This window comes from Rhizobium leguminosarum (assembly GCF_004123835.1).
In the GTDB taxonomy this organism is placed as follows: domain Bacteria; phylum Pseudomonadota; class Alphaproteobacteria; order Rhizobiales; family Rhizobiaceae; genus Rhizobium; species Rhizobium leguminosarum_M.
Map to the genome: position 1 here is coordinate 124,281 of NZ_MZMU01000015.1, position 13,091 is coordinate 137,371.

The 13,091-nt window shown below is 60.5% G+C and carries 12 protein-coding genes and 1 tRNA gene; 7 read left to right on the forward strand and 6 right to left on the reverse strand.

The window, feature by feature from the left end; genetic code table 11:
* Window position 1 precedes the first annotated feature (1 nt).
* Window positions 2–859, forward strand: a complete 858-nt coding sequence (locus B5P46_RS22765; RefSeq protein WP_129420710.1) for a phytoene/squalene synthase family protein — start codon at window positions 2–4, stop codon at window positions 857–859.
* 71 nt (window positions 860–930) lie between these two features.
* Entirely contained in the window at window positions 931–1,398 is a 468-nt protein-coding gene (locus tag B5P46_RS22770; RefSeq protein ID WP_129420711.1) for a hypothetical protein, read from the forward strand.
* Window positions 1,399–1,509: 111 nt separating this feature from the next.
* Here B5P46_RS22770 and trmFO read toward each other — a convergent pair whose 3' ends face one another.
* From trmFO to B5P46_RS22785, 3 genes are all read right to left on the reverse strand, one after another.
* Window positions 1,510–2,943, reverse strand: coding sequence for a methylenetetrahydrofolate--tRNA-(uracil(54)-C(5))-methyltransferase (FADH(2)-oxidizing) TrmFO (gene trmFO, locus B5P46_RS22775; protein ID WP_129420712.1), 1,434 nt, complete (start codon window positions 2,941–2,943; stop codon window positions 1,510–1,512).
* 93 nt (window positions 2,944–3,036) lie between these two features.
* Window positions 3,037–3,180: a DUF1127 domain-containing protein gene (locus B5P46_RS35400; RefSeq protein ID WP_003539017.1), complete on the reverse strand. Its 144-nt coding sequence runs from the start codon at window positions 3,178–3,180 to the stop codon at window positions 3,037–3,039.
* Between the two features lie 292 nt (window positions 3,181–3,472).
* Window positions 3,473–3,619, reverse strand: a complete 147-nt coding sequence (locus B5P46_RS22785) for a DUF1127 domain-containing protein (protein WP_012757251.1) — start codon at window positions 3,617–3,619, stop codon at window positions 3,473–3,475.
* A gap of 863 nt (window positions 3,620–4,482) precedes the next feature.
* Between B5P46_RS22785 and B5P46_RS22795 the strand changes: the two genes are divergently transcribed.
* The 5 genes from B5P46_RS22795 to B5P46_RS22815 all read left to right on the forward strand — a co-directional run bounded on the left by B5P46_RS22795 (window position 4,483) and on the right by B5P46_RS22815 (window position 8,689).
* Complete coding sequence (locus B5P46_RS22795; protein WP_129420714.1) at window positions 4,483–5,586, forward strand: DUF2157 domain-containing protein; 1,104 nt, start codon at window positions 4,483–4,485, stop codon at window positions 5,584–5,586.
* Entirely contained in the window at window positions 5,583–6,173 is a 591-nt protein-coding gene (locus tag B5P46_RS22800; protein ID WP_129420715.1) for a GDYXXLXY domain-containing protein, read from the forward strand. The genes B5P46_RS22795 and B5P46_RS22800 overlap by 4 nt, the downstream gene beginning before the upstream one ends.
* 153 nt (window positions 6,174–6,326) lie before the next feature.
* Window positions 6,327–6,411: transfer RNA gene (locus B5P46_RS22805), tRNA-Leu, on the forward strand.
* 203 nt (window positions 6,412–6,614) lie between these two features.
* Window positions 6,615–8,099, forward strand: coding sequence for a trigger factor (gene tig, locus B5P46_RS22810; protein WP_129420716.1), 1,485 nt, complete (start codon window positions 6,615–6,617; stop codon window positions 8,097–8,099).
* A gap of 170 nt (window positions 8,100–8,269) precedes the next feature.
* Window positions 8,270–8,689 (forward strand): nuclear transport factor 2 family protein, encoded by a 420-nt coding sequence (locus B5P46_RS22815; RefSeq protein WP_129420717.1) that lies wholly within the window; start codon window positions 8,270–8,272, stop codon window positions 8,687–8,689.
* Window positions 8,690–8,703: 14 nt separating this feature from the next.
* Here B5P46_RS22815 and B5P46_RS22820 read toward each other — a convergent pair whose 3' ends face one another.
* The 3 genes from B5P46_RS22820 to sthA all read right to left on the reverse strand — a co-directional run bounded on the left by B5P46_RS22820 (window position 8,704) and on the right by sthA (window position 13,011).
* Window positions 8,704–10,473: a B12-binding domain-containing radical SAM protein gene (locus B5P46_RS22820; protein ID WP_129420718.1), complete on the reverse strand. Its 1,770-nt coding sequence runs from the start codon at window positions 10,471–10,473 to the stop codon at window positions 8,704–8,706.
* A gap of 160 nt (window positions 10,474–10,633) precedes the next feature.
* Window positions 10,634–11,443: an endonuclease/exonuclease/phosphatase family protein gene (locus B5P46_RS22825; protein WP_206735390.1), complete on the reverse strand. Its 810-nt coding sequence runs from the start codon at window positions 11,441–11,443 to the stop codon at window positions 10,634–10,636.
* Window positions 11,444–11,604: 161 nt separating this feature from the next.
* Entirely contained in the window at window positions 11,605–13,011 is a 1,407-nt protein-coding gene (gene sthA / locus B5P46_RS22830; RefSeq protein WP_129420951.1) for a Si-specific NAD(P)(+) transhydrogenase, read from the reverse strand.
* Between the last annotated feature and the right edge of the window lie 80 nt (window positions 13,012–13,091).

Genomic DNA, 13,091 nt, shown 5'->3' on the forward strand with positions numbered 1-13,091 from the left:
GATGACTGAAGCGCATATTGCGACCAACCAGGACATCTGCCTGGCGATGCTGCGTGACAGCGACCGCGACCGCTATCTCGCCTGTCTGCTGTCGCCGGAGGAAAAGCGCGGCGCGCTCGCAGCTCTTTACGCCTTCAATGCCGAGCTTGCCCGCATCCGCGATCTCGTCCACGAGCCGTTGCCCGGTGAGGTGCGGCTGCAATATTGGCACGATCTTCTGGAAGGCAGCGCACACGGCTCGACGGCGGCCAATCCCGTCGCCGCAGCGCTTCTGATCGCCATCGAAACGCACCGCCTGCCGCGCAAGACGCTGATCGACATGATCGAGGCCCGTACCTTCGATCTCTATGACGACCCCATGGAGACACGTCTTTCGCTTGAAGGCTATGCCGGCGAAACGGCATCGGCGCTGATCCAGCTCGCAAGCCTGGTGCTTTCGCCGGAGGAGGCCGCACGCTCGGCCGACGCCGCCGGCCATGCCGGCGTCGCCCAGGCGGTCGCCGGGCTGTTGCTGTTAATGCCGCTGCATCGCCGCCGCGGCCAGGTCTATATTCCGCTGCAGATCCTGTCCGCCACCGGTCTCGACCGCGATGCCTTCCTCACCGGCGAAGACAGGCCGCGCATCTCTGCCGCCATCGAGGCTTTCGCCGGCCTCGGTCGCGAACATCTGGCAAAGGCGAGGGCGGCGGGGCCGATTGCGCCGGCTGTCTTTCCAGCCTTCCTGCCGGCGACGCTTGCCGAACCGGTGCTCGTCAAGGCGCAGAAACGCGGCGCCTTGCTGCTCGACCGGTCGCTGCAGCCGCCGCAGTGGCGCCGCCAGCTGCGGATGGGGCTGGCTGCAGCACGCCGAAAAATCTGATATCGGTCAAATTCGCGCAAGTCTCGCGCGTTACAAGGCTTCCACCGCTACCCTTTGAACGGAGACTCGGCGTGGGCATTATCGTCTGGTGCGTTCTTTTCGCCATCGTCATTTTCTTTGCTTTCGTGGCAACGCGGATGGCCGCGCAAAACAAGGAAGATGGCCTGCATGACACGGGCCTCGCCATCATCGAATTCGGCCGCGCCTTTCCGAACGAGGCGATCCGTCAGTTGCAGGCGACGGAAAATGGCCAGGCCGTTTTTGTGCGCCTGCACGACAACAAGGCCGGCTTCATGCGCAACATGTCGCGCCATTTCTCCTGCCACCTGATCGAGCCGGGTCGGGTGCGCGTCGTCGGCTCGGAAACGGGCAGGGGACTGCTGATCGATTTTCTCGAGGCACCTCATCACAACGGCGATTTCGAATTCGCTTCCGCCAAGGAGGCCTCGGAGGTTTCGCTCTGGCTGCTCGGCAATTATATCGCCGAGCCGGATAAGGACCTGCCGTCCGGCAATATTTCGGCGGCAAACAAGCAGTAATGCATGTCGCCCAAACGTATGCAGCGGTTTTGGAAGGACGACATGCCTAAAAGCAAAGACTTCAAGCGGGTCGCATGGCCGGGGTCGATGCGACGCGCTTGAAAACGCCGATCAGGCGTTTTCGGCAAGCGTCGATTCTTGACCGAGCCAGGCCGCGCAGTCGGCAAGCGCGCGGCGTGCGATCAGCTGTCGCTTCATGATCGTCTTGTCCTTGCCGCGGAAGCGCTTGACGCCTTCGGGTTTGACGATCAAACCCGGCTGGAGCTCCGGAAACAGCCCGAAATTGATGTTCATCGGCTGGAACGATCGTTTGCCCGGCTCCTCGTCGGTGACGAGGTGCCCACCGGTGATATGACCAAGCAGCGAACCGAGCGCCGTCGTCGCCGGCGGTAGCGAAATCGCCTCACCCTTGCGTTCGGCGGCGGCGAAACGCCCGGCCATCAGCCCGACGCTGGCGCTTTCCACATATCCCTCACAGCCGGTGATCTGGCCGGCAAAGCGCAGGCCGGGCCGCGATTTCAGCGTCAGCGACGGATCGAGCAGGGTGGGGGAGTTGATATAGGTGTTGCGGTGCAGACCGCCGAGACGGGCAAATTCCGCATTTTCGAGACCCGGGATCATCCGGAAGATATCCGCCTGCGCGCCATATTTCAGCTTCGTCTGGAAGCCGACCATATTGTAGAGGGTGCCGAGCGCATTGTCCTGCCGCAGCTGCACGACGGCATAGGCCTTGACCGTCGGATTATGCGCGTTCGTCAGCCCCATCGGCTTCATCGGTCCGTGGCGCAAAGTCTCGCGGCCGCGTTCGGCCATCACCTCGATCGGCAGGCAGCCGTCGAAATAAGGCGTGCCCTCCCATTCCTTGAAACCGACCGTGTCGCCTGATATCAGCGCGTCGACGAAGGCATTGTACTGCGCCTCGTCCATCGGGCAGTTGATGTAATCCTTGCCAGTGCCGCCGGGGCCGACCTTGTCGTAGCGCGACTGATACCAGCAGATATCCATGTCGATGCTCTCGCGGTAGACGATCGGTGCGATAGCGTCGAAGAAGGCGAGCGAATCCTCGCCGGTTTCCGTCTGGATGGCGCTCGCGAGCGACGGCGCCGTCAACGGTCCGGTGGCAACGATGGCAAGATCCCAGTCCTTAGGCGGCAGGCCGGTGATCTCTTCACGCACGACAGTGATGAGCGGATGGTCATGGACCGCCTTGGTCACCGTCTCGGAGAAGCCGTCGCGATCGACGGCGAGCGCACCGCCGGCCGGTACCTGGCATCGGTCGGCAGCGGCCATGATCAGTGAGCCCGCCATGCGCATCTCGGCATGGATGACGCCGACGGCATTGCTGGTCGCATCGTCGGACCGGAAGGAGTTGGAGCAGACGAGTTCGGCAAGGCCGTCGGTCTTGTGTGCATCCGTGCCGCGCACCCCGCGCATTTCATGCAGGATGACCGGAACGCCGGAACTGGCGATCTGCCAGGCGGCTTCCGAACCGGCAAGCCCGCCGCCGACGACGTGGATAGGGGAATAGGAGGAGATCGTGTTCATTCCGGGCTGATACCATGTCGGCAGGTGCGATCCAACACCCTGGAATCAAAAACGGCGCCCTCAGGCGCCGTCTTGGAAGCATCGCGCCCGCTATTAGCGGAACGAGCGGGATGCGATATTCCGGATGTCGTAACGGCTGACGCCGATATCGGACAGGGTCTGGTTGGAAAGGCCGCCGAGTTCATTGAGCGTACGACGGTAGCTGAGCCAGCTTCTTGCAATGCGGATCGGGTTCATTGTCTTCTTCCTATGTCCGCGGGACGGCGGGATCGCCTATCTCTCTGCGGTTGATGTTTATATAGGCGAGAACCGTCCGATTGTGCAGTGCAAATAAAAGGCGTCTGCCATGCAATTGTGCACTATGATGCTCGACAATTAGGCGGTGAATATTTTTTGAGCGAGCTAATCAACCGGAAAAACATGCAACCGCAGCGGCCACCACTTGCAGACAAAAGAAAACGCCCGCTGTGGGTACAGCGGGCGTTGATCGAGAACAATCGCGCTTGGGAGGAACAGCGATCGCCTTGAATTAGCGGGAAGAAGCCTCACGGGCAACGCGATGGATGTCCGAACGGTCGATGCCGAGATCGTGCAATTCGCGGTTGGTCATGCGGCCGAGTTCCGTGATGGTCTGACGATACTTGCGCCAGTTATTGAAAGAGCGAGAGAAGTTCATGTTAAGCCCCTTTCCGAGGGTTTCAATCGCCAGCAGCCACCGATCGGCGCTGACCTCTATTTGATGACCGGAATATATGTTGCGACGCGAAAGAGTAAAACAGCCAAGTTTTCAGATCACCTATGCGAGGTATGCAATGCTCAAGCGGTATTTGACGCAGACTTACCGCTTTTTGGTCAACGAATAGGCAGAATGACTTTTGGGAAAGCAGTTGGTTTTGGAGGAACTAAGGGGATGCCGCCGCAGAAAAACGCTGCTTGCTCCGATGGTTCCGCCCGTCCATCCGCTGGAAAGCGGCGGATCGGAAGTCGCCCATCTCTGCGCAGGGTCGGTGGCGCGCTGTGACGACAATGCGGCAGTAATGGCGCCACGCGACGAAAATCCTCTCACGGCCAAGGCTTTAATGAAGCTTTGGCTAAGCGAAAACGCCCGCCGGGGAGGATCCGGCGGGCGCGTTATGGTGACTGACAACTGGGAGGAGGAGTGTTGCCAGCCTATCGCAGCGCGCTGGGAGGAGGAGTGCGCGGCTACGAATCTCGTCACGGACAAGGCATCCGCGGGCGTCCGGCTGATGCCGGGCCGGGGCGCCATCCCCGTGCTTCGATGTGTTGATCAATAGTATGACTAATGAGTATTGTGCAGTGCAATAAATTCATGGGGGATATGCAAGAATCGCATACCTCTCCGTCCATAGGCTTATAGTAGCGTTTCTGACGTTAGCGGCCGGTTAACACTCGATACTATTTAGACCAATGAGGAACTTGTATATTTGTCGCAACAGCGTTTGCGGACACCCGTGCTGCGTCTATAACGGCGTGAGCCGCAGCGCCGCAGTCGGCGTTACGGAAATCGAGGGGTTGAGCATGTATCGCGGCAGATTGGAGCGGGATCTCTCGCTCTGGGTGGGCAAGGGCCTGCTCGGGCAGGAAACGGCAGGTGCGCTTCTCGCCGAATATGACAGCCGCCCGGCAAGCTTCAGCCTCGGCAGGGTGCTGATGGCGCTGGCGGCGGTGCTGCTTGCAGCTGCCATTCTGCTGGTCGTCGCCTCCAACTGGGAAGCCATCCCGCGCCTGGTGCGCGTGGGGGGCATCCTTGCCCTGATCTGGGTGGTGCATATCGCCGCCGCCCGGATGCTTGCCCGCGGTGCGACAGCCGCCGCAGGCGGCTTGCTGGTCATCGGCGCGATGAGTTTCGGCGGCGCCATCTCGCTGGTCGGGCAGATGTATCATCTCTCCGGCGACGAGCAGACGGTGATGTATCTGTGGTTCGCGATTGCGACGGTCTCGGCGATCCTGTTCCGTTCGGGCGCCGTGGCCGTCGTCGCCGGCTTCCTCTCCTGGGCGTCGTTTGCCGTCTATCTTGAGAATTACGACACGCATTGGATAGGGTTCGACCCCTGGATGGCGCCGGTCATGGCGGTGATCGTCATCGGGCTGGTGCGGTATACCGGCGCCGAGCGGGCCCGCCACCTGGCCTATCTGCTGCTGATCGGCTGGCTTGCCTGGCTCTATACTCTTTATGAGGAGATCGCCGTGGCGCTTGCCTTTGCAATCGGCGGCATGGCGGCCTTCGTCCTGACGGCGTTGCCGCTCCGACCTATTGCCTCCTTGGTCAGAAGCGCCGGTGCGGCTCCTGCCTTCTACAGCTTCCTCGTCGCCGTAATCGGCTTCCTGCTGCTGCATATCGAGATCGAGGACGGCTGGGGGCTGGTGGTGCTCGGAGTGGCGACACTTGCCGCTTCCGTGCTGGCGATCGTCCTGCGTGGCAGGGATAATGGGGCGGTGCGATATCTCGCCTATACGACCTTTGCCGCGGAGATGCTCTATCTCGCCTCCGTCACCGTCGGCTCGATCCTCGGCACGTCGAGCCTCTTCCTCTTCTCCGGTCTCGTGGTGGCACTTGTCGCCTGGATGGTCATCCGTCTCGAACGGCGTTTTTCGGCGAATGCACAGGGGGAGCGGGCATGAACTCGTTCATGGCAAAGCTGCAATCCGGCAAGTTCTATCTGCTTTCGGCCATCATCGTCGCCGGTCTGCAGACCCTTATCCTCGGCACGATCATCCAGAGCCGGGCGTCGATCCTCAGCGATGGCGCCGAGGTGCTGCTGAAGACGGCGCCCGTCGATCCGCGCGATTTCCTGCGCGGCGATTATGTCGTCTTGAACTACGACATTTCCTCGGTGCCGGTGCAGACGGTCTCCGGCGGCATTCCGGCCGAGGCCGGCGAACGGGTGCTATGGGTCCGGCTGAAGAAGCAGGAGGACGGTTTCTGGACGGTGACCGAATCGTCCTTTCACGAACTGCCTCCGCAGCCGGAGAGCGTGATCCTGCGCAGCCAGCCGTTTTATAGTGGCGGACTTGCCGCCGGCGACAGCATGCGTGTCGAATACGGCATCGAGCGCTACTACGTTCCTGAAGGTGAGGGCAAGCCGATCGAGGAGGCCCGCAATGACGGCAACGTCGCCATCGCAGTGCGTGTCTCGCCTGATGGAAGCGCACAGATCCGCAGCCTTCTCGTTGACGGCAAGCCGGTTTACGACGAGCCGCTTTACTGATCCGACGGCACTTCGCAGGAGCGCGGCTCCAGGGCCGCAAGTCCGCTGTCATTTGCCGTTCATTTTTCCTTTGCCTCGACCAAATCGGGTGATATAGAGACGCCGCGCTCCGGAAGGCCTCATGCGCAGGCATAGGCATGCGGTTTTGTGAACGCGGGTATGGTGAAATTGGTAGACACGCCAGATTTAGGTTCTGGTGCCGCAAGGCGTGGGAGTTCAAGTCTCTCTACCCGCACCAAGCTGTTTGCAGGCGGGAGACTGAAATCGGTTGGCTTAGGGCAGCCGAGAGTTGTCCCGAATACCCGGAAGCGAGTGCCGTTCCCCTTTGGGCGGAATGATACAGGAATTGGGAAAAGCCACGCGCGGCAGGATCGCCGGCGTCGTGCTCATCGAAACGAACGGCGTCTGGGCACGGCCGCCACGAAATGAAGGTAGGAAGACATGCAGGTTATCGAAACGCTCGCTGAAGGGCTGAAGCGCGAAATCAAGGTCGTTATCCCGGCCAAGGACATGCAAGACAAGATGAATGAGCGTCTTGCCGATGTGAAGGACAAGGTTCGCATCAACGGCTTCCGTCCGGGCAAGGTACCCGCTGCTCACCTGAAGAAGGTCTACGGCAAGTCGATCATGGCCGACCTCGTCAACGAGATCGTCCGCGAGCAGCCGGCCGCCATCCTGTCCAGCCGCGGCGAGAAGTCGGCCACGCAGCCGGAAATCGCCATGACGGAAGACAAGGACGAAGCCGACAAGATCCTCGCCGCCGAGCAGGATTTCGAATTCACGCTCTCCTATGAAGTGCTGCCGCCGATCGAACTGAAGTCGGTCAAGGGCATCAAGGTCACGCGCGAAGTCATCGACATCTCGGACGACGAAGTCAACGAGCAGGTCCTGAAGGTCGCCGAAAGCGCCCGCGCTTATGAGACCAAGACCGGCAAGGCCGCGAACGGCGACCGCATCACCATGGATTACGTCGGCAAGGTCGACGGCGAAGCCTTCGAAGGCGGCACCGATCAGGGCGCCGAACTGGTGCTCGGCTCCGGCCGCTTCATCCCGGGCTTCGAAGACCAGCTCGTCGGCGTCAAGGCCGGCAACGAGAAGACCATCACCGTGACCTTCCCGGCCGACTACCCGGCCAAGAACCTCGCTGGCAAGGAAGCGACCTTTGACGTCACCGTCAAGGAAGTCGCCGCACCTGCCGATGTCGAGATCAACGACGAACTTGCTTCCAAGCTTGGCATCGAATCCGCAGACCGCCTGAAGGAAATCGTCCGTGGCCAGATCGAATCGCAGTACGGTTCGCTGACCCGCCAGAAGCTGAAGCGTCAGATCCTCGACCAGCTCGACGAGATGTACAAGTTCGAGACCCCGAACTCGCTCGTCGACGCCGAATATAACGGCATCTGGAGCCAGGTGAACAACGACCTCGCCCAGTCCGGCAAGACCTTCGAGGACGAAGACACGACCGAGGAGAAGGCTCGCGAGGAATACAAGACGCTCGCCGAGCGCCGCGTTCGCCTCGGCCTCGTTCTCTCAGAAATCGGCGAAAAGGCCGGCGTCGAAGTCAGCGAAGACGAGATGCAGCGCGCCATCTACGATCAGTTGCGCCAGTATCCGGGCCAGGAAAAGCAGATCCTCGAATTCTTCCGCAGCCAGCCGGGTGCCGCCGCTTCGATCCGCGCACCGATCTTCGAAGAGAAGGTCATCGATCACCTGCTGACCGAAATCGACGTCACCGACAAGAAGGTGACGAAGGAAGAGCTGCTCGCCGAGGAAGAAGGCGAAGCGAAGGCCGAGACCAAGAAGGCCGCCCCGAAGAAGAAGGCTGCCGCCAAGACCGAAGCAGCTGACGCCGGTGAAGGCGAAGAAGCCGCACCGAAGAAGAAGGCTGCTCCGAAGAAGAAGGCGGCTGACGAAAGCGCCGAATAATCGCTTTTCAGTTCAGAAGTTTGGAAGGGCCTCGCACAATCGTGCGGGGCTTTTTCTATGTTCCAGGGCAGTTCATTCCCGAACGTCTTCTACGATAGAGTTGCAGCAACAAAGAGTTGCAATAAAGTATAATTCACTGCAGATTTCGCTGATGGTGGGAGGACCTGAACATGACTGCAAAGCACGACATGAAGAGGCTCGTGGAGGAAATGTATGCTGTGCGTGACCGCGGCGATATCGAGGGCACGCTGGCGCTGCTCGGCGAGGGTTGCACCTTTCGCATGGTCGGCAATGCGCGGCTGGCGCCCTTTTCAACCGAATCGAGCGGGCATGCGTTTCGCCAGGCGGTCACGCAGCTTATCACAGTATGGGATCTATCGAAGATCAGGACAGCCATCTATGTGGACGAGGACGAGCAGATGGTCTTTGCCCACCGCGAAGGCGAGGTGAGGCACATCCCATCGGGCGTGAGCTTCCAAACGGAATTCGTCGACAAGATCCATTTCCAGGATGGAAAACTGGTCAAGATCGTCGAATTCGTCGACACGCTGCAAGTTGCCGAGACGACCAAGATGATCCAAGTCGCTTAAACGGCCATTATCGCTCAATGCGCTGTCAGTTGCGCGACTTTCCTGACATGGCTGACGGCTGCGGCGCCGCCGGCGGTCTGTGTGAAGAGGTGGAGCGTTTCCTCTTCGTCGTCGGCGACCGGCGTCAGTGCCTGATCCATATAGGTCTTCGACTTCGCGTCCCTTGAAATCAAGAACGCCGAAATCGTCAGGCCGATGATCGTGCCGGCGAGCGATGCATGTTTCCTGAAGGTTTCCCAGGCAAAGCGCGGCCAGAAGACCAGCGGATTCTCGCGCGGCAGGTCCGGGCGCCGTTCCGACGGTGTCTTCAGGCGCAGCAGGCCGCTTTGCAGCGGGTGCACGTTTTCCAGCGGCACGGTGGTCGCGAAGGAGACCAGAACCTTGACGAGCCTTGCCAGCGGCACCCCGGTCGCCACGGCACGGCGCAGCAGCGTCTTCATATGATCGGGCGAATAATAGAGCGCCCAGGCCTCGTGGTAGATGTCTTCCCATTCCTGCTTGCTCATTTTGGGATGCGCGGTGCAGACATGCTCGACATCGTAGATGTTGAGATCGGCATCCATCTCGACGCCTTTCTTCCACAGGACCTGATGGTCCTCGGAGCCGGGCAGCGGCGTCAGGATGAAGAATTCGATGACATCGAGCGGCAGCTCTTCCTGGATGATCGCGATGTCGCGGCGAATCGACTCCGGCGTATCGGCAGGGAAGCCCAGGATATAACCGGCGAGCGTCATGATGCCCTGTGCCTTCCAGGCGAGCAGCATCTTGCGGTATTCGGTGATCTTGTTCTGGTTCTTCTTGGCGGCGGTCAGATTGTCCGGATTGACGTTTTCGAGGCCGATGAAGACGCGGGTGACGCCGGCGCGCCGAGATTTCTCGATGAAATTAGGGATCTTGTGGCAGAGCGTGTCGACCTGGATCATCAGGCCGAGCGGAATGCCGTCCCGCTCCTTGAGTTCGATCAACCGGTCGAAGATCGCTTCCCAATCCTTGTTGCGGGCGAAATTGTCGTCGGTGATGAAGAATTTGTGGATGCCCTGCGCCCAGTTCATCCGCACCAGCTTTTCGACGTCGTCGGCCGAACGGAAGCGCGACTTGCGTCCCTGTACGTTGATGATGGTGCAGAACGAGCACTGATAGGGACAGCCACGTCCGGCATCGAAGCTGGTGCTGAGCCCGAGCGTGCGCTGGATATTGTCCTTCGGCAGGAAGGGAACCGGTGTGCCGCCGATGCCGGGAAGGTCGTTCATGAAATTATAGAGCGGCTTCAGCTCGCCGGCGGCGGCATCGCGCAGCACCATGTCGAGCCGGCCCTCGGCTTCGCCGGCAAACATCGAGATGCCCATGTCGCGGCAGGCATCGAGCCCGACCGCCTTGCCATCCAGCATCGACAGGCAGCCGGAAACATGGAAGCCGCCGATCGAAACCGGCAGGCCGGCATCGCGGAAGGGACGGGCGATATCGAGGGCGCGCGGATATTGGTTGGTCTGGACGCCGACGAGCGCGATCATGCCGAAATTGTCGTGACGCTTGAACTGCGCCAGCAGTCCGGCGATATCGATCCGCGTATTGGTCTCGTCGATCACGGTGATGTCGATTGCCGTATCGTCTCCGAGCACCTTTCGCTCGGCGCATTCGGCGGCAATGCCGTAGAGCGCCGCGAGCGAATTGGAGGGGATCATCGCCCGCCACCAGCGGATGACGTAGCCGTCATCGTCATAATGCGACGGCTTGATCAAGATCAGCTGAAAACGTCTGCGCGCAGCTTCCAAGACATGGGACAAGAGTATCTATCTTTCTTTAGAAGCTTTTGCCCGAAGGCAAAATGGCGTTGAAGGCATACATCAGGCACGACCTATCAATGCGATTTAGGAGGTCAAACTAAGGCGTAAAAACAAGGCACGGCGCGCAAACGCTTCGCGAAGTGTATCATTCCTCAATATACTACCCGATATCGAGCAGCAATGCGCGATGGTCGGAGACTTCGGGCGCCTCGACCACCTCGAATTTGGCAACCTTCACCCCCGGCGTCACCAGCATGTAGTCGGCAAAGCGGCCCTGCTTCAGATAGTAGGAGGTTCGCGTGTCTACAAGGCCGTTTCCGGTGACGAGATCGGAAAGCCCGAGTCTGGCGAGAATCGCAAAGGTCGCGCTGTCAGGCAGCACGTTGAAATCGCCGCAGACGACGAGCCCTTCGTCGCCGGGCCAGACGCGTTGGGTGAGCTTGACCAGCGCAACGGCCTGTTCGTCGCGCGCTGCGCTATCGCCCTTGCCTGCTGGATCGCGCAGGCCATGCATGTGGGCGATGGTCACGGTAGACGCGTGCTCATGGCTGAAGAGACGGATGCAATGGGCGTTTCGCGGTCGCGGATGTTCGCCCCAGCCATCAGCCGAAAAACGGCCGTGCACGAAGTCCAGCCCTTGGGCGATGACGGAATGCGTTTTGCGCACGAAGGTCGCCAGCCCGAATTCGGCGGCAATGGCGGTATCGCCGTCGAAGAGTTCGCCTCTCGATGTCGGGCAGAAGAAGCCGTCATGGCCGGGCAGGGCGGTGCTGATCTCGGTAAAGAGATTGAAGCGTTGGGGCAGCTCGACATCGCCATCCCGATAGACCGACCAGCCTGAGCGGGCGCCGGGTGCGCGCAAAACCTCCTGCAGGCACAGCACGTCGGGATCGGCCGCCGTCACATATTCAATCAGCGCCTCATGAAGCCTGCCGCCCCATGCGTTCAGCGAGATGATGCGCAATGTCATTCGGCTCCGTTTTGGTGGCCGGACCTAGAGCGGTTCAGCTTTTTAGCGGAAGTGCAGAACCGCTCTATCCTTTTGTTTTTACGCAATTCCGGACGGAAAACCGCTTCACACTTTTCCTGGAATTGCTCTAGACGGCAGCTCCCTCGACGACGCGACGGTCTTTAGAGTTCCGACTTGATGTCGCCCATCCGGTTCCAGGCATCGAGGCCGGCGATCTTGTAGGCTTCGGCGAGCGTCGGATAGTTGAAGGTGTTCTCGACGAAATATTCGACGGTGCCTTTGAGATTGAGCACGGCCTGGCCGATGTGCACCAGTTCGGTGGCGCCTTCGCCGACGATATGCACGCCGAGCAGACGCCGCGTCTTCAGCGAGAAGATCAGCTTCAGAAGCCCGGTGTCGAGGCCCATGATGTGACCGCGCGAGGTTTCGCGGAAGCGGGCGATGCCGCATTCATAGGGAATGCCACGCTCCTTCATCTCTTCTTCGGTCAGGCCGCAGGTCGAGATCTCCGGCACGGCATAGATGCCGTAGGGGAAATATTTCGGCGGTTCCTTGGCGACCGCGCCGATCGCGACGCGGGCGGCGATGCGGCCCTGTTCCATCGAGGTCGAGGCAAGGCTCGGAAAGCCGATGACGTCGCCGGCGGCGTAAACGTTGGCAACCGATGTCTGGAACGTTTCCGGATTGACCTTGAGACGGCCGCGGCTGTCGGCTTCGAGGCCGATGGCCGGAAGGTTCAGCGTGTCGGTCGCCCCCATGCGGCCAGCGGCGAAAAGCACCATGTCGGTCGTCAAACGGCGGCCACTGTCGAGCGTCAGCTCGACCTTGCCGTTTTCGAGGGTCTCCACCTTGTCGGCCTTCTGGCCGAGCAGCAGCTTCATGTTGCGGTCGCGCAGTTGGTAGGTGAAGTCCTCGATGATTTCCTTGTCGATGAAGTCGAGCATTGTCGCCTTCGGATCGATCACGGTGACGGCGGTGTCGAGCGCGCTGAAGATCGTCGCATATTCGATGCCGATGACGCCGGCGCCGATGACGACCATCGATCGCGGCAGGTCCTGTATGTCGAGCAGTTCGTCGCTGTCGAGAACGGTCTTGCCGTCGAAGGGTATGTAATCCGGGCGGAACGGCTTTGTTCCGACGGCAAGCAGCACGCTGGCGCCGGTGACCTGCGTGACTTCGCCATCATCCTTGATCACCTGCAGCGTCGATGGGTCGATGAAGCTCGCCTTGCCGCGAATATGCTGCACGCGGTTGCGGGCGAACTGGTGCTCCAGCACCTCGACCTCGTGGTCGAGGGTGATCAGCAGGCGACGACGCAGGTCTTCGGCGCTGATCTCCTGCTTGACGCGGTAGGCCCGTCCGTAAAAGCCGCGTTCACGCCAGCCGGAAAGGTTGAGCGCAGTCTCGCGCAGCGTCTTCGAGGGAATCGTGCCGGTATGGACGGACACGCCGCCGACGCGTTTGCCCTGCTCGATGACGAGCACTTTCTTGCCGAGTTTCGCAGCCTGGATCGCGCCGCGGCGCCCTGCGGGACCGCTACCCACCACAACGAGATCGTACTGAAACATCATCAAGCCCCGGATTGGAAAGGAATCATTTTGCGACGCAAAATGTCGCCCGTCTATCGGTAGCCGGTCAATGTTACAGA

Coding starts and splice junctions, on each gene's coding strand:
- B5P46_RS22765 (WP_129420710.1), top strand. CDS start 2: ATGACTGAAGCGCATATTGCGACCAACCAGGACATCTGCCTGGCGATG.
- trmFO (WP_129420712.1), bottom strand. CDS start 2,943: ATGAACACGATCTCCTCCTATTCCCCTATCCACGTCGTCGGCGGCGGG.
- B5P46_RS35400 (WP_003539017.1), bottom strand. CDS start 3,180: ATGAACCCGATCCGCATTGCAAGAAGCTGGCTCAGCTACCGTCGTACG.
- B5P46_RS22785 (WP_012757251.1), bottom strand. CDS start 3,619: ATGAACTTCTCTCGCTCTTTCAATAACTGGCGCAAGTATCGTCAGACC.
- B5P46_RS22795 (WP_129420714.1), top strand. CDS start 4,483: ATGTATCGCGGCAGATTGGAGCGGGATCTCTCGCTCTGGGTGGGCAAG.
- B5P46_RS22800 (WP_129420715.1), top strand. CDS start 5,583: ATGAACTCGTTCATGGCAAAGCTGCAATCCGGCAAGTTCTATCTGCTT.
- tig (WP_129420716.1), top strand. CDS start 6,615: ATGCAGGTTATCGAAACGCTCGCTGAAGGGCTGAAGCGCGAAATCAAG.
- B5P46_RS22815 (WP_129420717.1), top strand. CDS start 8,270: ATGACTGCAAAGCACGACATGAAGAGGCTCGTGGAGGAAATGTATGCT.
- B5P46_RS22825 (WP_206735390.1), bottom strand. CDS start 11,443: ATGACATTGCGCATCATCTCGCTGAACGCATGGGGCGGCAGGCTTCAT.
- sthA (WP_129420951.1), bottom strand. CDS start 13,011: ATGTTTCAGTACGATCTCGTTGTGGTGGGTAGCGGTCCCGCAGGGCGC.